The following is a 20,283-nucleotide window of genomic DNA, read 5'->3' on the forward strand; positions in this document are numbered from 1 at the left end:
TATTTATATGTTTAGTGTAATCAAGAATGATAAGCATTTTAATGCAAGGGTTGGATTTTTAAATCTTCCTCATGGTAGAGTAGATATTCCTTGTTTTATGCCAGTTGGTACTTTGGGGGCAATGAAAGGGTTAAAACATGCTGTTCTTGAGAAGTTAGAATGTAATTTGATGCTTGCAAATACTTATCATTTATATTTAAGGCTGGGAATTAAAACTGTTGAAAAATATGTTGGTCTTCATAATTTTACAATTTGGAATAAAAATTTTTTAACCGATTCGGGCGGATTTCGGGTGTTTTCTTTTTCTGATCTGAGAAAAATTGATCTAAAAGGTGTGCATTTTAAATCTCATATAGATGGATCGTACCATTATTTTACTTCCGAGGGAATATTTGCTATGCAAGAAATTTTTGGCAGTGATATTATTATGCCACTTGACATTTGCAGTTCTTATGGGATTGATTATAATGAAGCCAATTTATATACAAATATTACAACCAATTGGGCTAGCAGCACGTTCAAATCTTCTAAAAACAGAAAAGAGGGATACAACGGGCTTTTATTTTTAATAACTCAAGGAAATTTTTTTAAAGATTTAAGGAAAAGAAGTATCAATGATATATTGGAATTAGACAGCCCAGGTATTGCCATTGGAGGCATTTCTGTTGGAGAACCAAGGGAGAAATATTTAGAAATCCTTGAATATAGTTTTTTGTTGATACCAAAAGAAAAACCAAGGTATGTAATGGGTATTGGCACTCCCCATTACATACTTAATGCCATATATTATGGCATTGATATTTTTGATTGCTTTAATCCCGCAAGAATTACTAGGCATGGGTCTCTTTTGACAGATAATGGGATTATGTGCATTGGTAGAAAGGAGTATAAGGATGATACTTCTAAGGTAGAGAAAAATTGCATCTGTACTTTATGTAAAAGGTATTCAAGAGGATATTTAAGACATTTAATAAAATCGAAAGAGCTTTTTGGAATAGTTTTGGCAAGTGAACATAATATCCACTATATGTTTCGATTGATTTCAAAGATCAGAGCCGCAATTCTAAATGATGATTTTTTAAATTTTAGAACTTCATATTTAAAAAAGTATGAAGAGGAAAATTTCGATGAATAAATATGTTGTTTCTACAATTTTGGTCATGATTTCCACTTTTTTTTCAAGAATAATGGGCTTTGTAAAGATAAAGATTTTCTCTTATTATTTTGGTGCAAATCTTGATGCTGATATTTTTAACTATGTTTTCAATATTCCTAATAATTTGCGCAAAATTCTTTCAGAGGGCGCGATGACCTCGGCTTTTTTGCCTGAATTTACACATGAAAAAAACAAATCGCACGAAAAAGCTGTTTCTTTTTTCAGAACTGTCATAACCTTTAACATTATTTCTATTGGGTTAATTGTTTTAGTTATGATTATTTTTGCAAAGCCTATTATGTATTTTATATCTTATTATAGGGGAGAAAACTTAATTTTTGCAAGTTCTGTATTTGGTTATTTGGTATTATATATTTTACTAATAAGCCTATCATCAATCTTCGTGTCTGTTCTAAATTCATATAAAATTTTTTTCATTCCTTCGTTTTCGCCCATTATGCTTTCTTTTGGAATAATATTGAGCATATTCTTATTTTATGGTCGTTTTGGAATATATAGTGCTGTTATTGGCGTAATTTTTGGGGGGTTTTTACAATTTTTAATTCCGTTTGCAAATTGCCTTATGATTGGTTTTGCCTGGAAGCCAACATTTTATTTCAGAGAAAAAGTGTTTTTAAATTTTTTAACCAGATGGCTTCGTATGATTTTTGGATTTTCCATTTCAATTATTACTCAGCAGATTTCATTTGCATTAGCATCTACTCTTGAGATAGGAAGTGTTTCTATCCTTAGTAATGCTGTAGTTTATTATCAGCTTCCTGTAGGAATTTTTTATATTTCTATTGCAACAGTGATTTTCCCCAAAATGGCAGAGCATGCTGTTTTGGGGAATAATATAAAATTAAATGCCCTTTTAGTAGATGGAATTAAAATTTTATTGTTAATTTTTATTCCAGTGTCTTTTTTAATGTTTATTTGGTCTGATTATATTTTAAATTTATTTCTTATGGGAGGCAAGTTTTCTATTTATGATACTCAAAAAACAGCGAGTGTTTTGAAATGTTTTCTTTTAGGTCTGCTTTTTTATTCAATGTTTGGTTTTTTCCAAAAATATTATTTTTCTATTCGTGATGCAAAAACACCGTTTTATTTGAGTGTTTTATTTTCTATTCTTGATATTGCAATATCTGTTTTTGGTATTAATTATTATGGTTTGAACGCTTTAGCATTAGCTCAATCTATTTCTTTTATGATTTGTGTAATTGTTTTTTATTTTATAATATTGAAAAGAGGAGTTAAAATTGATTTAATTGAAATTTTATTTGTTCTTTTAAAGTCAATTATTACACTTTTTCCTTTATATGCAATTTATTTCTTTTTTGAAAAGTTTCAGTGGGATGTGGGGTTTAGTTTTAAAAATCTTTATTTTTTAATGGCAGCTGGAATTGTTAGTATTTTTGTTTTGTTTATTTGTTATTCTGTTTTAGGAATAAATAAGCTTTTTAGATATATTAGAAGGGATGCTTTATGAAATACTTTTATTTTTTATTTTTTTTACTTATTTTTAATGTGTATGCTCAAAATGTTAATTCTCCAGCTCTTCCTAGTCCGCCTTTGTTGCCCGAAATTACAGAAAATAAGCCTGTTGAGAGAGAAAATTCTTCTAAGGGAGAGAATTTTTCTAATGTTGGTTTAGATGGTAAGTATGTTAACGATACAATTCTTTATGGGCTTGATAGTCAAGTGACAAGCATTATAAAAGCTCTTAAAAAATCAAGCGATAGTCAATATAATTTTTCTCTTAAAAAAAGACTTGAGAAAACTTTTAATGCTGAGCTTAAAAGGGAAATACTTGAATTGTTTATTTCTCTTAAGTATTCGGGGGGCATTGATACAGCAAATTATATTCTTGAAAATTATGAGAGTAAAAGATATTCAAACGCTTTATTTGGCTTGGCAATTTCGTATCTTAAGGAGTTTGATGATAAAGAAAAATTAAAAAAAACTCTTATTGACATTCTTGAAAATAAAGAGGGCAATGTGGTATCTATTGCAGCTTATTATTTAGGAGAGCTTAATTCTCTTGAGTATTCTAAAAACATGATGGAAGTTTTTGAAAAATATTCTGGAAATGATGGGGCTAGAAGAGAAATACTTATTGCTCTTGGAAAAATGTCCGCTGTTGATTATCAGGATAGAATTTATGAAATTTCGCTAGATAATTACGAGGGCCCATCAATTAAGGCTGCTGCAATCGAAGCGTTGTCATATCTTGCTTCAGATAAAGTAACTGAAAATGCTGATTTGTATCTTCAGAGTAATAACAATAATTTAAATGTTAAATTAGCTATTATTGCTTCTTTGTCCAAAGATCCTTCTTTAAAGTCTAAAGAGATTTTACAAGGATTTTTAAGAGATTCTGATGATAATATTAGGTTTAAAGCTATTAATGCAATCAAAGGACATAGGGACTCTTCTGCAAAGGATATTTTGATTTATAAGCTTAAAAGCGATCCATCTCTTAAAGTTAGGGAGGCTTCTGCTAAGGCCTTAATTGATATGGATCTTGGGAATATTGAGATAAAAAACATTATGTTTGATTTTAAGATTGACAATAATTTTAAAATTTCAATGTTTAGTTACCTTTTAGATAAGGATTCTCTAAAAGCATTGTCAATTGCTTTAGAAATTGTTAATAAAGAAAATATTAATAGACCCTCAAATGTTTTAAGGGGCGTTGCTTCAATGTTGGCTGGTAAAAAGGGTAATTTTGATAATTTTTATTCTAAAATCATTGACAGCAAAAATATTGATTTAAGGCATTTAGCATTAAAAGGAGCTGTTTATAATAAATCTTCATCGCTTTCTGATAAGCTTAAAAAAATTAAAAGTGAAACGAACTCCGAATATATTAAAATGCTTTTAAAAGATTATTGATTATTAATAAACTATTAAGCATATTAGTATAAAATTTTTAAAATTTCTTTAGCTACTTCTGATTTTTCCATTTCTGGCAGTTCTTTTATGCTTTGTTTATTTATTATATAAACTTTGTTTAATTTTGAACCAAAATATTTAAGTTCATTTGCAATGATAAAGTCCAAGTTTTTCTTTTTTAATTTTTCTTTAGCTTTTTGAATTAAATTTTTAGAATTCTCAGCGCAAAATCCAATAACAATTTGGTTTTTAAGCTTATTGTGTCCTATGTGTTGGATTATGTCGGGATTTTTTACTAATTTTATATATAATCTATTGATTTTATTTTTTTTAATTTTACTATTGAAAATGTGTTTGGGTTTAAAATCGGCAACAGCTGCGGCTCCAATTATTATTTCAAATTTATTATATATTTTGAGAGCTTCCTTGTACATTTCCATTGCAGTTTTTATTTTTATAATGTTGACCCCTTCAGGATCATTTTCATTGGTTGGTCCTGTAATAATTGTAACTTGAGCTCCTAGTTTGACAGCCTCTTGTGCTAAGCAAAACCCCATTTTTCCCGTTGATGTATTTGAGAAATAGCGAATTGGATCTATTAATTCTTCAGTTCTGGATGCTGTTATAAGTATTTTTTTATTTTTTAGGTAGTCTTTTTGATTAAATTCATTCAATATTATTTTTATAATTTTGTCTTCATTTTTAAGGCGCCCTAAAGCATTTGATGAGCAAGCTAAAAATCCTTTATCAGGTTCAATGAATTTATAATTATAAGTTTTAAGCTTTTTTATATTTTCTTTTAAAATAGGGTTTGAATACATTATATTATTCATTGCTATTGCAAAATAAGTAGGAGCCGTGCTTGCAGATATTATTGTAGTTAATGCATCATCAGCAATTCCTGATGCAATTTTAGATATTGTGTTGTAGGTAGCAGGAATAACAAGAATTAGGTGTGCCCATTTTGCAATTTTTATATGCTCCACCTCATTGTGGTCTAAATCCCATAAATTAGTAATTATTTTGTTCTTAGAAATGGTTTCTAAAGTTAATGGAGTAATAAATTTAGTTGCATTTTGTGTCATTATAACTTTAACTTTGTATCCTAATTTAACTAAACTGGAAACTATGTAAACTGACTTGTAAGAGGCTATGCCCCCACATATACCAATTAATATATGTTTATTTTTATCCATATAATATATATTATATAATATACATTATATTTGAATTTATAAATTTTGATGTCCTTTTGTTAAGGTTGTTTTAAATGAGAAATGGGATTTTGTACGCTATATTATTGTATGTTTTTATGTTTGTATTGTGGTTTTGTTTTGCCTATTTTATTGACACATCAACTACTATATTTAATATTCCTTTGTGGTTTTTTTTGTCAGGAATTTTATTCCCCAGTATAATTTTTTTTTGGTTTGTTTTTTTATTTTAGTAATTAGTAAAACTTGATACATTATTGATATTTTTTTATTTTTAGATTTTCTTAAAAAAAGAAATAGAGGTAGGTTTTTGTTATTAAATAAATATTTTCTTGCAAATCGAAATATTAATTTTATTGTTATGGCTTTGTTATTTTCTTCTAGCTATATTAGTGCTAGTAGTTTTATTTCCGGTCCCTCTGCTGTTTATAAGTATGGATTATCTTTTATATTATTAGCTACCATACAAATTCCTACAACTTTAATTGTTTTTATTATTGTTGGTCAGAGATTAAATCGCGAATCAAAAAAAATTAATGCAATTAATATTATTGATTATATTAGGCATAGATATGAAAGTGATTTTTTGGCGTTAATGAGTGGATTTGTATTGATTTTTTTTTCAATGTTTTTGATTTCTGCCCAATTAATAGGTGGTGCCAAACTTATAGAAGTTTTTTGGGGTATTGATTACGTAGTTGGTCTTACTTTTTTTGCCTTCTTGGTTTTTATTTATGTATTTTTTGGCGGCTTTAAGGCAGTAGCTTATACGGATTTGATTCAAGGATTTTTAATGCTAGTTTCATCCGTTATTTTGTTTTCCAAGATGCTAGATTTGGGAGGGGGTATTAATAATTTATTCAAAACAGCAACGTCTAGCTTAGATAAAAGCCTTTTACTTCCTTCAAATGCTGACTTAAAGCCACAATATATAATTTCTTTTTGGATATTAATAGGAATAGGAATACTAGGGCAGCCTCAGATTATTAATAATTTTATAGCATTTAAAGATGAGAATGCTATAAAATTTTCTCTTCCCATTTCTACTTTTATTATTAGCTTTTTAATTGTTTTGATGCATTTAATAGGGTTTTTTGCTATTATTCTTTTTCCAGATTTAAGTCCAAATGATAAAGTTGTTTTAAATGTGGCTTTAAAAGTTTTAAATCCTTTTTCTTGTTTTATGTTTTTTATAGGTCTTTTATCTGCAATAATGTCTACAGTGGATTCAAATTTGCTATTAATAACATCTGTTTTAATAAAGTCAATATTTATTTATAAAGAAGATTTAAAAGAAGATGTAAAGATTGGCAGAATAATAATGATTTCTAATATTTTTTTTATTTTAATAATACTTATATTTTCTCTCTTTCCTCCCAATTTTTTATTCTTTATTAATATTTTTGCCTTTGGAGCTTTGGAAGTTTCGTTTTTCCCTATTATTGTTTTTGGACTTTATTTAAATTTTGTAAGCAAAATAGCGGCTTTTGCTTCTATGTTTTTAGGGTTAATATTTTATTTGTCCATTTTATTCTTTGGTTTAAATATTTGGTTTTTTCACCCCGTTTTTCCATCATTTTTTGTTTCTATATTTACATTTTTAGTAGTTAATTTTTTTTGTAAAAAAAATAGTAAGGTTTGTTAGGGGTATTTTTTGCGTTTGGATAAATATATTTTTTTAGAAGTGCTTGCTAATGATAATGGCAAGCGACTAGATTCAATTTTAATTAAAATTTTAAATTTTTCTAAAGCGAGTATAATAAAACATATTAGAAAAGGTGACATTAGGCTAAATGGTTTAAAATCACATTTTTCATGCAGAGTTTGCAAAGGTGATAAAATTTATTTGTACAAATCTTTAGCCCAAAATTTGAACTTAACCACGGATAAATGCTTTAAAAGCAATATTGATTTTCAATATATTCGAAAAAGAATAATTTATGAAGACAGTGACTTACTTGTTTTAGATAAGCAAAAAGGTATTTTAGTTCATGGAGGTAAAAATTCTCTTGATTTTTTAGTGAATTCTTATCTTTTAAGTCAAAATTTAAGATCCCTAAGCTTTAAGCCTTCGGCAGTTCACAGGCTTGACAGAAATACTTCTGGTATTATTATTTTTGCAAAAAATATAAATACTGCAAGAAAGCTAAGTGAGGCATTTAGTGGTGGATCTATAATTAAAAAATATTTTGCAATACTTTTAGGCGAGGTTAAGTCTCCTGTTGTTTATAAAAATCATTTATTTAGAAATAAAAGGTTGAGAAAAACTTTTGTTTTAGAAGATAAAAATTTTGTTAATGCAATTACAAAGGTTAATCCAATATTATCTTGCAAAAGAGCTACTCTTGTCGAGATTGTTATTGAAACAGGCTTTACCCATCAAATAAGGTCTCAGTGTTCCTTTAACAATCATCCTTTAATTAATGACAAGAAATATTGTAATAAATTCAAGAAAAGCGATTACTTTTTACATGCTTTTTTGGTAAAATTTAATGGAACATTCTTTAAAAAGAATGAATTTTGCTCTAAGCCTAGTTTAGATTTTTAAAGCAAGTAAAAGATATTTTTGATGTCTATGAATTTTCAGAATTTTTCAAGTGATTTTTTTTTAAAAAAAATATTAAGCAAGGTTAAAGACTTTGCAATTAGCATTAAGCATAAATTTGTTAGGGTTAAGGTGTATGCATTAGTAGGATCTGCTGGAACTGGCAAGAGCTTTAGATCGCATTTGGTAGCAGATAAATATTCAATACCTTTAATAATTGATGATGGTGTTTTAATTAAAAATATGAAAATTATTGCCGGAAGTTCTGCTAAGTTTGAAGATAATGTTTTTAAAGCGGTAAGGCGATCTGTATTTGAAGATGATGCTCATTGCAGAGAAATGCTTGAAGTGCTTGCAAAAGAAGAATTTAATAAAATATTAATATTAGGAACAAGTCTTAAAATGATAGATAAAATAATTTCAAAACTTTTGTTGCCAAATGTTTTTAAGATTATTTACATAACAGATGTTTCAACCAGGCAGGAAATAGAAAAAGCAAGAATTTCAAGGCAAATGGGGGAGCATGTTGTACCAGCAGCTGCTTTTGAAATAACGTCTATTAGGCCCAATTTGCTATTAAACTCAATTAAAGTTTTTTTTAAAAGCGGATGGTTCTTTGCTAGGAAGAAAAATTATATTCGATCTGTTGTAAGGCCCCATTTTTATGAAGAAGGGGTTTTATCTATTTCTAAGAGAGCTGTAAGGCAAATTATTGAACATTGTGTTTCTGAGTATGATAGAAATTATATTGTTTATGATCTTAAAATCAAAAAAGATGGAAACAATTACCTTTTTAAACTGTTTTTAAATATTCCTCTTGGAAATAACTTGCTTAATAATACAGAAATGCTTAGAACCTATATTATTACGAACGTACTTAAGTATACAATAATTAATATATTATCTATCGATATAGTTATACATAAATTTTATGACAAAAAAGATTATTTAGAAGAGAGCTATGAAGGTTGATTTTGACGATTTGAATAATATTTTTTTTGTAGGAATAAAGGGAAGTGGGGCTTGTTCTCTGGCTTGTTTTTTAAATTCAAAAGGGTATTGTGTAGAAGGGGTAGATGTTTCTGATAAATTTTATACCGATGAAATTTTAAGTAATAATAAAATATCTTATTATGATAATATTTATGAGTTTTCATTAAAACAGCTTGATAGGTCTTTTGATTTAATAGTATATTCTTCAGCCTATAATAAGGATGGTTTGCAAGTTTTACTTGAGGCAAAAGAATTAAATATACCTATTTTATCTTATCCTGAGGCTCTTGGAGAGCTTTCTAGAAAGTACTATAGCATTGGAATTGCAGGTTCTCATGGTAAAACTACCACTACGGCGTTTTTAGGTGTTCTTTTTAATAAATTAGGATTAAATCCCAATGTTATTGTGGGGTCAAGTGTTAAAGATTTTAAAGATAATTCTGCAATAGCAGGTATTAGCAATATTTTTATTGTTGAAACTTGTGAATATAAGAAACATTTTTTGAATTTTAGCCCTAATATGCTTATTTTAACCAATGTTGACTACGAGCATGTTGATTTTTTTAAAAATTATGAGGCTCTTGAAGAGGCTTTTTTACAGTATATTAATAATTTAAAGAAAAATGGAATATTGATAATTAATTCCGATGATAATAATTTGCTTAAAATTAAAAGGCAAATCAACAGAAAAGATATAAGTATTTTTAGCTATGGGTCTGGAGATTTATCTGATTTTCAAATAAGTAATATTGCAGTTAGGAGTGAATATTTTTGTTTTTCTTTTTTAGGCTTGTTAAATGTTGAGCTTAAGACTGTTTTATTTCATAATGTATTAAATTTTTCAGCAGCGCTTTTGGCTTTAAATCTTTTCTTAGAAAGTAATGGGAAATCAATTTTTGATTTTGAAGAAGCAATAAAGAGAATTGCAAAAAATTATAGCGGTATAAAAAGAAGGGTTGAAGTTGTTAAAGAGGAAAATGGAGTGATTTACATGGACGATTATGCTCATCATCCTAGGGAAATTAAAAATACTCTTTTTGGTATTAAAAATTTTTATAAGAATAAACGTATAATTTTGGATTTTATGCCTCATACCTTTACAAGAACAAAAGAATTTTTTGCCGATTTTGTTGAAGTTCTAAGTGCTGCCGATATATTAATTTTGCACAATATATATCTTTCAAATAGGGAAAATTTTAATCCAGATGAACTTTCTGTTAAATTGTTTTTAAATATTAAAAAAATAAATAAGAATACTTATTTTTTTAAGGATGTTAAAGACTCTATTAATTTTATAAAAAGTTTATTAATATCTGGAGACTTGTTTATTACAATGGGCGCTGGAAATAATTTTATTTTACACGATTTTCTGTAAGGGTGTTATATTGAAAAGCATGACGGGATTTTTTTATTTGGAAAAGATAATTGGTAACTATATGTTTAGTGTTAATTTGAAATCTTATAATGGAAAGTTTTTAGAATTTAAATTTAGGTTACCAGAAATTTTTTCTGGCTATGATCTTGATATAAGAAATTTGATTTCAAAATATATTAGCAGAGGCAATGTTTTTTTAAATGTAGGATATAAAGAATTGGTTCCTAGTGTGAATTTTACGATTAATCCCAATTATATTGAGGCTATTTCTAGGCTTAGAGATTCTTTGGCACATACCAATCTTAATATTAAAAACGAACTAAGTTTGGGCGATTTTTTATCATTAAAAGGAGCTTTGATAATTGATGAGGATAGTGAACATCAAGAAGAGATTTATGGGTTGTTTAAAGGTGTTCTAGAAGAAGCTTTATTACATTACAATAATGGAAGAAGTTTTGAAGGAGAAAATACCAAGTCAGACATAGTGTCAACCCTTGTGTTAATAGAGCGGGACCTTAAAATTGTTAAAGATGCTTGCAGTGATATAAATGTCAAATTATTTGCAAGTATTAAAGAAAATATTTCTAAATTAATGGATGAATTTAGAGATTTAAATATTGCAGAAGAGGCAGCTAAAATGGCAATTCGTCTAGACATTAATGAAGAGATCATGCGCTTAGATTCTCATATAGAAACTTTTTATAAAAATCTTGAATATGAGATATGTGGTAAAGCTCTTGAATTTATTTCTCAAGAAATGCACAGAGAAATAACAACCATGAGTAATAAGGCGGTTGATCTTGATATTAAGAATTTGATTTTGAATATGAAGTTAAATTTAGAAAAAATAAAAGAGCAAATAAGGAATGTTGAATGAAAATAGCACTTTCTGGTAAGAGTGGTTGTGGCAATACTACTGTAAGCGGGATGATTGCCAAACATTACGGTCTTGAGTTTATTAATTATACTTTTCATGATATTGCAAGAGAGCATAATATTCCTTTTTCAGAGTTTTATGAAAAAGAGATAATAGGCAGAAATGATTATTATTGGGATAAATACCTTGATAATAGATTGTCTGTGCTTTCTAGAAAAAATAATACAGTGCTTGCATCTCGTCTTGCTATTTGGATTTCTAAGAGTGCTGATTTAAAAATATATCTTTATGCTAAAATGGAAGTTAGAGCTGAGAGAATAATGACTAGAGAGGGGGGCATGTATTCTGACGTTTTAAGCAGTACTTTTATTAGAGATGAAAATGACAAAAAAAGATATTTAGCTATTTACAATATAGATATTGATGATTATTTTTCAGAGACCGATTTAGTGATTGATGTTACAAATATTAATCCAAATGAAGTTTTTGAATTAATTAGAGATGAAATTGATAAAAGAAACTTGAAAAAAAATAGCTAAACTTATTTAATATGTTTGGTTTATAAGGAGATTAAATGACTAAAGTGCCTTTAAAAAAAATACAAGATTTTGATGGAAATTTTTATGAACTTGTTGTTGCAACTATAATGCGCACTGAGCAAATTATAGACAATATTTCTTTAGCAGAACACGCTATTTTTGATGATAAAATATTAGGGCAAGCTTTTAATGACGTTTTGACTGGTAAATTTAGATATTCAATTGAAGGAAGATAGAGTAGTTTTTATTTTTGGCCCTACAGCTGTGGGCAAAAGCAATATTTTATTTCATTTTCCAAAAAATAAAGCAGAAATTATTAATGTTGACTCTATTCAAGTTTATAAAGAGTTTAATATAGCTTCTTCAAAGCCAAGTAAAAATTTAATGAAACATATAAAGCATCATTTAGTAGATTTTTTAGATCCCGAAAAGGATTATACTATTGGAATTTTTTACGAACAAGCTTTAAAAATAGTAAAAGAAATAAGACAGAAAAAAAAAATTCCTATATTTGTAGGAGGTACTGCTTTTTATTTTAAGCATTTAAAGGATGGATTTCCTTCAACACCCTTGGTTACTTCTAAAATAAGAATTTATGTAAACAATCTTTTAGAGCTTAAGGGTAAATCTTATCTTTTAAAAGAATTAAAAAATGTAGATCCCATCAGATTTAATATGTTAAATAAGAATGATATTTATCGCATTAAAAGATCGCTTGAGGTTTACTATCAAACAGGAATTCCTATTAGCCAATTTCAAAAAAAACAAAGTAGCGAATTTAAAAATATTGTGATTATAGGCCTTAAGAGATCTTTTGAAGATTTGAAAACCAGAATATCAATAAGAATTAATGAAATGCTTAATAGTGGACTACTTTCCGAGATTAAAGGTTTATTTAGCAAGGGTTACAATGAAAATACTCCGGCTTTTAAAGGAATAGGCTATAATGAGTTTTTGTTATGGAAAAGTAGACCTTGCTATGGTTTAAATGATATAATAGGTTTAATAAACAAAAATTCGTTTTTATATGCAAAAAGGCAAATGACCTTTTTTGCCAAAATTTCTGATGTTTTATGGCTTCATCCAGAGGATGATTTAGATAACATTTTGAATTTAATTTTTAAGGTTGATAAGGAGATTTAGGGAGTGCCTTGCGGAAGAAAAAGAAAATTAAAAAAAATTTCTACCCATAAAAGGAAGAAAAAAAGAAGAAAAAATAGACATAAGAAAAAAAATAAGTAATTTATTACATTGATCGGACTTTTGTCCGGTTATGTAGTAAAGCTATTTAGAATGATCAATTATTAAATTGTTGACTATATTGATGTCTTTGCTAAAGATGTATCTTTTAGTTCCCTTGTAATTGACTAGGATCCAATTTCCTTCAATTCCATAGCGCTCTGTTTTTTCTAGTGTTTTTTCAATTTTTACGACTTCGTCTTTTCTGAGTAGAATTGCGTAATCATAATCCAATTCGCTATTTTTCTTAGTGCTTTTACTAAGAAAAGCATAATCTTTTATTATTATGCCCATTTTATTGCTAAAGCCAAGAATGCTGCTTTTGGGCAAATCTAATTTTTGAATGAGAGGAATTTTGTTATTTTTATTGCAAGCTAAAAGAATTAAGGATATTAAATATAATGTTTTTGTATTCATAATTTCCCAGATTTTTTATATACTACTTTAGTGTGTTACTATAATAATATAGTATTTTTTAGAATTTTTAAGGATTGTTAATGAAGAAATATCTTTTTTTTATTTTATTTCTCATCTCTTCTAATAATTTAATTGTTTCTTATCCACTTTCTTTTGGTGGAGGTTTTTCTTATCAATTTACTAATTATACTGATAAAACAGGCGCCACTAAATTTGCTCCAAATTTTACCAGAGCAGATCATGGGATTAATTTGAATTTATTTTTTGATGCAAATTATGTACTTTTTGAAATGTCTTACAAAGAGGCTTTTGTTGTTACTCACAATGGGAGATATTTCTCGCTTGGGCTTTATGGAACATATCCAATGGTTTTCAAAGAGCAGGTTAGAATGCTTTTCCCATTAATTGGGTTTAAATATGCTTTTGATTTAAGCTCTAATAACTTCAATCTCTTTTTTTTAAGCATGGGGCTTGCTGCTGATCTTTTTATTCCCGATCTTGATGGTTTATATATTAGGCCTTTGTTTATGCTTTCTATTTCTCCATTTTCTAATTATAAAAATTTTTCTGGGTTAACAACTGAGATTATGCTTGGATTTAATATCGGTTGGAGATTTTTCAATTAGGAAGTTTTATTCCTAAATGAAATGGGACAGGTCTTTCCTGTCCAAAGATGTTTGCTGTGAAGTTTAATTTGTAAGGAGCGTTATTTGATTTTACAACAAGAGTGCTTGAGCCCCCCCCGTCTAGATTAATAGCGTTAGTCATGCCGTAGCTTAATGCAAAATCAATAGCTTCATTAAGAGAGGCCCCTTTGCTATTATTGACACCCCTTCCTTCTATTGTAACAAGAAATAAATGCTTGTTATTTTTATCAGTTCCTATTATTGTTCTTGGGTGCCTTGTTTCTTTAAAATTTTTTTTATACTTTCCGTTTTTGATTAAAACAAAAAATCCGCTAAATCCATAATCGCAGTTTTCTATTTCGTCTTCCTTGGGATTTAATATAATTTTGTTGTGCTTTATTACAATCTCTCCGTAGTTATTTATTTGTTTTGAAATCATTTTTTTATTATATATGTATAGTCCTTTTGGGAAAAACATGTTTTGTTTAACTTCGTATGGACTTGTGTTAATTGCAATGTCAACATTGTTAGAAATTAAGAAATGGCTTGTTGTTTGGCCTTTAAAGAAGTAATTATTTAGCTTTTTGTCGTAAATAGGTTTTGATATGGTAAATTTTAGATCTTTATTTTCAATTTTCACCAGAACATAATTGCTGTTTATGAAATAATCCCTAATAATTTTGTATTTGGATTTTTTGGTGATTGATTTGGACAGCATTAGTACTGATGAAATACTTAAAATCAATACTAGCAGTGTTAATATTTTTTTATTCATTTCTTTTTATTTTATAAGAATAAATGCTTTTGGGATAGTTTGTTAGTATTATGTTTTTAATTTTATTTGCTAATTTTTTATTTTTAAATTTTATAAGACTGAATATTTGATAAATTATTTTGACATCTATATTTTTTTCGTTATTTAAAATTTTTTTGATTTCTTCTTCATTAATATTATCTTCATTTATTCTTAATTTTAGCGAAATGATTTCGTTTTTTATTTTTTGATTTTTGATCTTTTTTTGGTTTATTTTTTTTAAAAAATCATTAGCTTCTTTATATTTTTTTATTTTTAGATAATATTTTGTAATTAGCAGATAATGTTGTTCTAAGTCAAAATTTTTAATTTTATTTATTGTTTCTAATTCTTTTGACAGGTTATTGGTTAAATCATAAAGCATATGTAGCTTTATTAAATTTTCTATATTTTCTTTATTATTACTCTGTAATTCAAAAGGAAAAATTAATAAAAATAATAAAACATAAAAAAAGGATAGCCAGTTCATAATTTATTATAAACTTCATTGCTGTTAACTTTGAATAATATTTGATTATTATATTTTATATTATAACAAGGCTTTCAAAGTTTAGTTTTTAAAAAAAGTAATTTAATTTTTTGTAAACCTTATTTATTAATTTTTTTATAAAATGTAACTTTTGTATGTATTCTTTGTTTTCTATAAGGCTTTTTATGCTTTCTATAGATTCTTCTATTGCCATTATGAAATTTTGTTTGGGTTTTAGTCTAAAATTTCCAGAATAATCTGTTTCCAACGATAAAAAAAGAGCGTTTTTTTTGGGGGGAAAGCTTATAAATTGCATTGTGCATTCTAAAAGATTTTTCATTTTTTCAGGTTCGTCAATGTTTACATTCTTTGTTTCATATTTTTTTATACAATGCCAATCTTTTCCCATGTTTTTGACTATTTCTATAGTTTCTAAAAATTTTTTGTTGTTAAAAACCGTTATATTTTTATGCATCAATTGTATTTTAATTTTTTTGAGATCTTCATTATTTTGATTGTTTAGTTCGTTTTTAAAAATTATTTCTTTTAGCGTTTCTAGGTTAATTTTTATTACATAAATGTTATTTTTGTATTCCGCTTTGAAAATTTTTTTCCCTATTTTGATTTCATTGATAATTTTTGTCTGCCCGGTATTTGTTATTTGGTTCTCTTTGCTAGATATGTCGTTATGTTTAAACTCTTCATTAAGGATAATGTCATCAATCCATTCTTTTTTTAAGACACCAATAGATCTTGCATACATTTTTGTAGTTTCTATAATTTCTCCTGCAACAAAATATTTCACAGAATCGGTGCTAATAAGTGATCCAGGATGAATTATTACGTTTTGAGCCTTGATGGTTTTATATTTCTTTTTTGAAGTTTTAAAGCAAATATAATCCCTCATTCCTCTCATTATTGATTTTAAATATCCTTCGTTGTCAAAAACACCTTTTTGTATTATTGGTATATTTAATTTGCTAATAATGTTTTCAAGCTGCATTTGCACATTTGCTATCTCTTCAAGTCCTTGTAGATCTAAATAATTTTCCTTTGTGAAAGCTTCTTTATTTAGAGCTTTTTTAAAATCTTCAAAGATATTAACAAACCCAATTAAATCTCCCATTGGATTTTTATATTTTAAGTGAGCTTGTCTAGCTTCCATTTCTTCATTTTGGGGTAGTAGAAAAATTCCACTTGTGGATAAAAATGATAGACCTATTGTGGTTTGATAGATCGCTTGTGGGTAATTTATCATTGCTTCGACTAATGCTCTTGAATGTGCTGGTATTAATGGGAATAGTATCATATATTTCCCAATTTCTGTAAGTTCGTTTTTATTGTTTATAGCATCCAGAGATTTTAATATTTTGCTTGCAGTTTGAATCGAATGCGTTGATGGTTTTGAGATAAAGTCAAAGTGGGTAAAATCTCTAATTCCAATATCTGCCATTCTCAACACTACCTCAGATAGGTCTGTTCTATATATTTCTTCTTTTTGATAATCTTCTCTTAATTGATAATCTTCTCTTTTGTAAAGTCTGTAGCAAGTTCCTTTTGAAAGTCTTCCTGCTCGACCAGCTCTTTGAGTTGCTGATGATTTTGAAATTGGAACTTCCTGGAGCGAATAGGTATGAGTTTTTGTTTGGAATTTATTTGTTTTAACTTTTCCACTATCTATTACTATTTTAATATTTTCAATTGTGATTGAAGTTTCTGCTATGTTTGTTGACACTATTATTTTTCTTTTATTTTTAGGAGTAGTCATAAATATTTGCTCTTGAGCTTCTTTGGGCATTCTGCCGTATAAAGGAAATATTATTAAATTTTTTTTTGAGTTTAATTCTTGTAATTCTTTTATAGTTTCTTTTATTTCTTTCTCTCCAGATAAAAATATAAGAATATCTCCCGCTTTTTTTTCTTTTATTACGTTTAAGACAATTTCTTTTATTTTTAATATCATTCCTTTTGATGTGTTTAAAAGAGGAGGATTGTATATTATTTGTACTGGGTAAGTGATAGTTTCAATACTAACAACCGGTGCATTATTAAAATATTTTGAAAATATTTTTGTGTTTATTGTAGCAGACGAAACTATGATTTTAAAATCATCCCTTTTCCTTGAAATGTCTTTGATAAGACCCAATATAAAATCAATGTTTAAACTTCTTTCGTGTGCTTCGTCTATTATTATTACATCATATTCATAAAGCAGTGTATCTTTTTTTAGCTCTTGCAGAAGCACTCCGTCAGTCATTAATTTGATTTTGGTTTTTGGGCTTGTAATTTCTTCAAATCTTATCTTATAGCCAACTTCTTCTCCAACATTTACGCCAATATGCTTGGCAATATATTCAGCTATTGATACTGTAGCTATTCTTCTTGGTTGAGTTACTCCAATTTTTCCTAATTTTGCAAAACCCGCTTCATATATTATTCTTGGTAGTTGGGTGGTTTTTCCGCTACCTGTTGGACTTTCTACAATTAAAACATTGTGGTTTTTTAGTACTTTAATTAATTCATCTTTGTATTTATAAATTGGGAGTTTGAAATCATTCATATTTATAACAAGCTGAATACATATTTCTCATTTATTTCTTCAAGATTAATGTTATCAGGTAAATCAATCTTCTTTCTTTTAATTTTAGCATAAAATTTGTCGTTTTTTTTGTAAATATATATTTTGTTGCCAATTTTGTTTTTAGAAAATGTGATTGTTTTAACGATTATACCCACTTTATTGGCTCTTTCGTTGAGTAGGCTGATGGCCTTGTCTAGTGTTATGTCATATGCTTTTAAATCTTTTTTTAGCGAGCAAGCAATGCTTCCGCTTTCAGTTTTAATATAATCCCCAAAAACACCAGTTGCAGCAATGATTTGTTCATTGGTTTGGGGATGTTTGCCAATTGGTTTTGGCAGTGAGAGCAATTTTAAAGCAAGCTCCAATGTTATGTTTTCAGGGTCAATTTTTTTAGTTGATGCTTTTTTTGCTTTTATTATTTTTAATTTTTTAGGTTTTCCTTTTTTTGTATATTCTTGAGGGGCATGGGTATCTTCTCCAAGTTGAACAATGTTTCCGTAAATTGTATTTTTAAAGATCACATTAAGTCCTGTTAAAGGATCAACCCCAAGTATATTGGGTTTTAGCTCTTTTTCATTTATTATTTTTTCTATTTCATCTTTTTTGTACAAATTTTCTAATGGAGTTTTTGCATTAATTGAGTAATTATGTCCTTTGAATATCAAATAAGGCCCATATTTACCAATGTTTATTGTGTAATTAATGCTATTTTTATTTTCTATTTTTTGACTTTCAATAACGGTTCTAAATTCAGAGGAATCAATTTTAGGCTCTAGTTGCATTACTGTATCTTTTAGTCCTTTTTTGCCATTATAAAATTTACTTAGATATTTTATTTTATCTAGTTTTCCTATTGCTATTTTGTCTAATTTTTCTTCCATATTAGAGGTGAAATTTAGTTCAATGAGTACTGGAAAATATTTCTCAAGAAGATTTATTACAGCAGCGCCTTTTATAGTTGGCATTAATGTGTTGTTAAGTTTGAATGCATATTCTCTTTCTAAAAGTGTTGATATAATTGTAGAATAGGTCGAGGGACGACCTATTCCTTCTTTTTCCATTTTTTGCACAAGAGACGCTTCTGTGTATCTAAATGGAGCCTTTGTTTCGTGCTCACTTGTTTTCATTTTAACTATGGAAAATGTATCTCCCTTTTTAATTAAGTCAAAATTTATGTTAAGATGTTCATCTTGTTCTTTAGTGTGTTTAAGAAATCCATCAAAAATTATTTTTGTAAAACTTGATCTGAAAATTAAGTTTTTATATTTAAAAGTCAGTTTTATATTTTCTTTTATTGCATCTTTCATTCCAGAAATAATGGTTCTATCCCATATTATTTTGTAAATTTCTTTAGCGGTTTTGCTTTCTATTTCTATGGTTTCATTTGGAATAAATATTTCAGAAGGCCTTATTGCCTCATGTGCATTTTGAGCCATTTTTTCTTTTTCATAAATTCTATCTTTTTCCTCTATATACTCTTTCCCATATTTATTTTTTATTATTTTTGTTATTTTATCTTTTGCAATTTTAGCAATATTATGAGAGTCTGTTCTCATATAGGTAATGTATCCGTGTTCGTAAAGTTTTTGAGCGTGTTGCATGATTTGCTTTGTTCCAATTTTAAGACGCTTATTTATTTCTTGTTGAAGTGTAGAGGTGGTAAATGGCTTTGGAGGAGGTATTTTTATTTTTTTAGTTTCTATTGAAATTAATTCAATTTTTTGTCCATTTTTTAATTCTTTTTCAAGCTCTATCATTAAATCTTGGGTTATTATTGTTGTTTTGGCAATATTTTTAAGTTTTCCAGTTTCATTTACAAAGTCTTTACCCTCTGCTATATTTTTGCCGTCAATTTCTTCTAATTTTGCTTCAAGCAACAAGTTTTTTTTCTCGTGTTTACATTGAAGTAAAATTGAATAATAATTTGCCTTTTTGAAATTTATTCTAGTTTTTTCTTTCTCTATTAATAATTTTAATCCAACAGATTGTACTCGCCCAGCAGAAAGTCCATAAGCTACTTTTTTCCAAAGTAGTGGAGAGATTGTATACCCGTATAGTCGGTCCAATATTCTTCTAGCTTCCCCGGCATTAACAAGGTTCATGTCTATATTTCTAGTATTTTTTAGTGATTCAGTTATTGCGGTTTCTGTGATTTCATGAAATATCATCCGTTTGTAGTTTTTGATTTTTAATACTTCTTTTAAGTGAAATGCTATAGTTTCTCCTTCTCTGTCTTGGTCGGTTGCAAGATATATTTCATTTATTGTTTTTACTAATTTTTTTAGTTTTGATACAATTGGTTTTTTATTGCTGGGAATAATGTAAATTGGATTAAATCCATTGTTATAATCTATAGAAATATTTGCCCATTCGTATTTTTTATATTCTTTTGGGATTTCTTTTGCGTTGTTTGGTAGATCTACTACATGTCCAATGCATGCTTCTACTAGAAATGATTCATCGAGAAACTTCTTTATTGTTTTGGCTTTTGTTGGCGATTCAACTATTATCAACTTTTTATTTTGCATAAATTCCCTATG

At 27.6% G+C, this 20,283-nt stretch carries 18 protein-coding genes and 1 pseudogene; 13 read left to right on the plus strand and 6 right to left on the minus strand.

Going from position 1 to position 20,283, the window contains the following annotated elements:
* The first annotated feature begins 7 nt into the window (after positions 1-7).
* From tgt to BB_RS04115, 3 genes are read left to right on the plus strand one after another with little or no spacing between them, the layout of a single operon-like run.
* The gene (gene tgt / locus BB_RS04105) at positions 8-1,135 is read left to right on the plus strand and encodes a tRNA guanosine(34) transglycosylase Tgt (RefSeq protein ID WP_010889823.1); all 1,128 of its coding nucleotides are present in this window, start codon (positions 8-10) and stop codon (positions 1,133-1,135) included.
* Positions 1,128-2,648: a murein biosynthesis integral membrane protein MurJ gene (gene murJ / locus BB_RS04110; RefSeq protein ID WP_010889824.1), complete on the plus strand. Its 1,521-nt coding sequence runs from the start codon at positions 1,128-1,130 to the stop codon at positions 2,646-2,648. Before tgt ends, murJ begins: the two co-directional genes overlap by 8 nt.
* Positions 2,645-4,054, plus strand: a complete 1,410-nt coding sequence (locus BB_RS04115; RefSeq protein ID WP_010889825.1) for a HEAT repeat domain-containing protein — start codon at positions 2,645-2,647, stop codon at positions 4,052-4,054. The genes murJ and BB_RS04115 overlap by 4 nt, the downstream gene beginning before the upstream one ends.
* A gap of 23 nt (positions 4,055-4,077) precedes the next feature.
* Here the strand turns inward: BB_RS04115 and coaBC are convergent, their stop codons facing one another.
* Entirely contained in the window at positions 4,078-5,250 is a 1,173-nt protein-coding gene (coaBC, locus tag BB_RS04120; protein ID WP_010889826.1) for a bifunctional phosphopantothenoylcysteine decarboxylase/phosphopantothenate--cysteine ligase CoaBC, read from the minus strand.
* A gap of 116 nt (positions 5,251-5,366) precedes the next feature.
* Here coaBC and BB_RS04125 point away from each other — a divergent pair, with 116 nt between their 5' ends.
* The 9 genes and pseudogenes from BB_RS04125 (at position 5,367) to miaA (ending at position 12,740) form a co-directional block, all read left to right on the plus strand.
* The gene (locus BB_RS04125) at positions 5,367-5,501 is read left to right on the plus strand and encodes a hypothetical protein (protein ID WP_002660763.1); all 135 of its coding nucleotides are present in this window, start codon (positions 5,367-5,369) and stop codon (positions 5,499-5,501) included.
* A gap of 29 nt (positions 5,502-5,530) precedes the next feature.
* A complete protein-coding gene (gene panF / locus BB_RS04130) occupies positions 5,531-6,913 on the plus strand; it encodes a sodium/pantothenate symporter (protein WP_080651861.1) in 1,383 nt (460 codons plus the stop codon).
* A gap of 9 nt (positions 6,914-6,922) precedes the next feature.
* Positions 6,923-7,869 (plus strand): annotated as a pseudogene (locus BB_RS04135) (pseudouridine synthase family protein).
* Positions 7,838-8,785 (plus strand): hypothetical protein, encoded by a 948-nt coding sequence (locus tag BB_RS04140; protein ID WP_002557405.1) that lies wholly within the window; start codon positions 7,838-7,840, stop codon positions 8,783-8,785. The pseudogene BB_RS04135 and the gene BB_RS04140 overlap by 32 nt, the downstream one beginning before the upstream one ends.
* Positions 8,775-10,181 (plus strand): UDP-N-acetylmuramate--L-alanine ligase, encoded by a 1,407-nt coding sequence (gene murC / locus BB_RS04145; protein ID WP_002656222.1) that lies wholly within the window; start codon positions 8,775-8,777, stop codon positions 10,179-10,181. Before BB_RS04140 ends, murC begins: the two co-directional genes overlap by 11 nt.
* Before the next feature lie 10 nt (positions 10,182-10,191).
* Positions 10,192-11,058: a YicC/YloC family endoribonuclease gene (locus BB_RS04150; protein WP_010889828.1), complete on the plus strand. Its 867-nt coding sequence runs from the start codon at positions 10,192-10,194 to the stop codon at positions 11,056-11,058.
* Positions 11,055-11,597 (plus strand): (d)CMP kinase, encoded by a 543-nt coding sequence (gene cmk / locus BB_RS04155; RefSeq protein ID WP_010889829.1) that lies wholly within the window; start codon positions 11,055-11,057, stop codon positions 11,595-11,597. Before BB_RS04150 ends, cmk begins: the two co-directional genes overlap by 4 nt.
* A 35-nt stretch (positions 11,598-11,632) precedes the next feature.
* Complete coding sequence (locus tag BB_RS04160) at positions 11,633-11,833, plus strand: DNA-directed RNA polymerase subunit omega (protein WP_002557409.1); 201 nt, start codon at positions 11,633-11,635, stop codon at positions 11,831-11,833.
* Entirely contained in the window at positions 11,820-12,740 is a 921-nt protein-coding gene (gene miaA, locus BB_RS04165; RefSeq protein ID WP_010889830.1) for a tRNA (adenosine(37)-N6)-dimethylallyltransferase MiaA, read from the plus strand. The genes BB_RS04160 and miaA overlap by 14 nt, the downstream gene beginning before the upstream one ends.
* A gap of 141 nt (positions 12,741-12,881) precedes the next feature.
* Here miaA and BB_RS04170 read toward each other — a convergent pair whose 3' ends face one another.
* Positions 12,882-13,253 carry a lipoprotein gene (locus tag BB_RS04170; RefSeq protein ID WP_002557412.1) on the minus strand — a complete coding sequence of 124 codons (372 nt, stop codon included), beginning with the start codon at positions 13,251-13,253 and terminating at the stop codon, positions 12,882-12,884.
* 80 nt (positions 13,254-13,333) lie between these two features.
* Here BB_RS04170 and BB_RS04175 point away from each other — a divergent pair, with 80 nt between their 5' ends.
* Positions 13,334-13,879: a hypothetical protein gene (locus tag BB_RS04175; protein WP_002655947.1), complete on the plus strand. Its 546-nt coding sequence runs from the start codon at positions 13,334-13,336 to the stop codon at positions 13,877-13,879.
* Here the strand turns inward: BB_RS04175 and BB_RS04180 are convergent.
* From BB_RS04180 to topA, 4 genes are all read right to left on the minus strand, one after another.
* Positions 13,872-14,654, minus strand: a complete 783-nt coding sequence (locus BB_RS04180) for a phosphodiester glycosidase family protein (RefSeq protein WP_002557414.1) — start codon at positions 14,652-14,654, stop codon at positions 13,872-13,874. The genes BB_RS04175 and BB_RS04180 overlap by 8 nt on opposite strands.
* Positions 14,647-15,162, minus strand: coding sequence for a hypothetical protein (locus BB_RS04185; protein ID WP_002656362.1), 516 nt, complete (start codon positions 15,160-15,162; stop codon positions 14,647-14,649). Before BB_RS04185 ends, BB_RS04180 begins: the two co-directional genes overlap by 8 nt.
* A gap of 88 nt (positions 15,163-15,250) precedes the next feature.
* Positions 15,251-17,722, minus strand: a complete 2,472-nt coding sequence (locus tag BB_RS04190) for an ATP-dependent RNA helicase (RefSeq protein WP_002660733.1) — start codon at positions 17,720-17,722, stop codon at positions 15,251-15,253.
* Positions 17,723-17,724: 2 nt separating this feature from the next.
* Entirely contained in the window at positions 17,725-20,271 is a 2,547-nt protein-coding gene (topA, locus tag BB_RS04195) for a type I DNA topoisomerase (RefSeq protein ID WP_002657022.1), read from the minus strand.
* Between the last annotated feature and the right edge of the window lie 12 nt (positions 20,272-20,283).

Origin of the sequence: Borreliella burgdorferi B31, from assembly GCF_000008685.2 — a bacterium.
GTDB classification, from domain to species: Bacteria; Spirochaetota; Spirochaetia; order Borreliales; family Borreliaceae; genus Borreliella; species Borreliella burgdorferi.

What these genes read in the sequence shown, in the direction of transcription:
- BB_RS04125 (WP_002660763.1), top strand. Translation starts at nt 5,367, where the DNA reads ATGTTTGTATTGTGGTTTTGTTTTGCCTATTTTATTGACACATCAACT.
- murC (WP_002656222.1), top strand. Translation starts at nt 8,775, where the DNA reads ATGAAGGTTGATTTTGACGATTTGAATAATATTTTTTTTGTAGGAATA.
- BB_RS04175 (WP_002655947.1), top strand. Translation starts at nt 13,334, where the DNA reads ATGAAGAAATATCTTTTTTTTATTTTATTTCTCATCTCTTCTAATAAT.
- BB_RS04160 (WP_002557409.1), top strand. Translation starts at nt 11,633, where the DNA reads ATGACTAAAGTGCCTTTAAAAAAAATACAAGATTTTGATGGAAATTTT.
- BB_RS04140 (WP_002557405.1), top strand. Translation starts at nt 7,838, where the DNA reads ATGTCTATGAATTTTCAGAATTTTTCAAGTGATTTTTTTTTAAAAAAA.
- BB_RS04180 (WP_002557414.1), bottom strand. Translation starts at nt 14,654, where the DNA reads ATGAATAAAAAAATATTAACACTGCTAGTATTGATTTTAAGTATTTCA.
- cmk (WP_010889829.1), top strand. Translation starts at nt 11,055, where the DNA reads ATGAAAATAGCACTTTCTGGTAAGAGTGGTTGTGGCAATACTACTGTA.
- BB_RS04170 (WP_002557412.1), bottom strand. Translation starts at nt 13,253, where the DNA reads ATGAATACAAAAACATTATATTTAATATCCTTAATTCTTTTAGCTTGC.
- topA (WP_002657022.1), bottom strand. Translation starts at nt 20,271, where the DNA reads ATGCAAAATAAAAAGTTGATAATAGTTGAATCGCCAACAAAAGCCAAA.
- BB_RS04185 (WP_002656362.1), bottom strand. Translation starts at nt 15,162, where the DNA reads ATGAACTGGCTATCCTTTTTTTATGTTTTATTATTTTTATTAATTTTT.
- BB_RS04190 (WP_002660733.1), bottom strand. Translation starts at nt 17,722, where the DNA reads ATGAATGATTTCAAACTCCCAATTTATAAATACAAAGATGAATTAATT.
- tgt (WP_010889823.1), top strand. Translation starts at nt 8, where the DNA reads ATGTTTAGTGTAATCAAGAATGATAAGCATTTTAATGCAAGGGTTGGA.
- coaBC (WP_010889826.1), bottom strand. Translation starts at nt 5,250, where the DNA reads ATGGATAAAAATAAACATATATTAATTGGTATATGTGGGGGCATAGCC.
- murJ (WP_010889824.1), top strand. Translation starts at nt 1,128, where the DNA reads ATGAATAAATATGTTGTTTCTACAATTTTGGTCATGATTTCCACTTTT.
- BB_RS04115 (WP_010889825.1), top strand. Translation starts at nt 2,645, where the DNA reads ATGAAATACTTTTATTTTTTATTTTTTTTACTTATTTTTAATGTGTAT.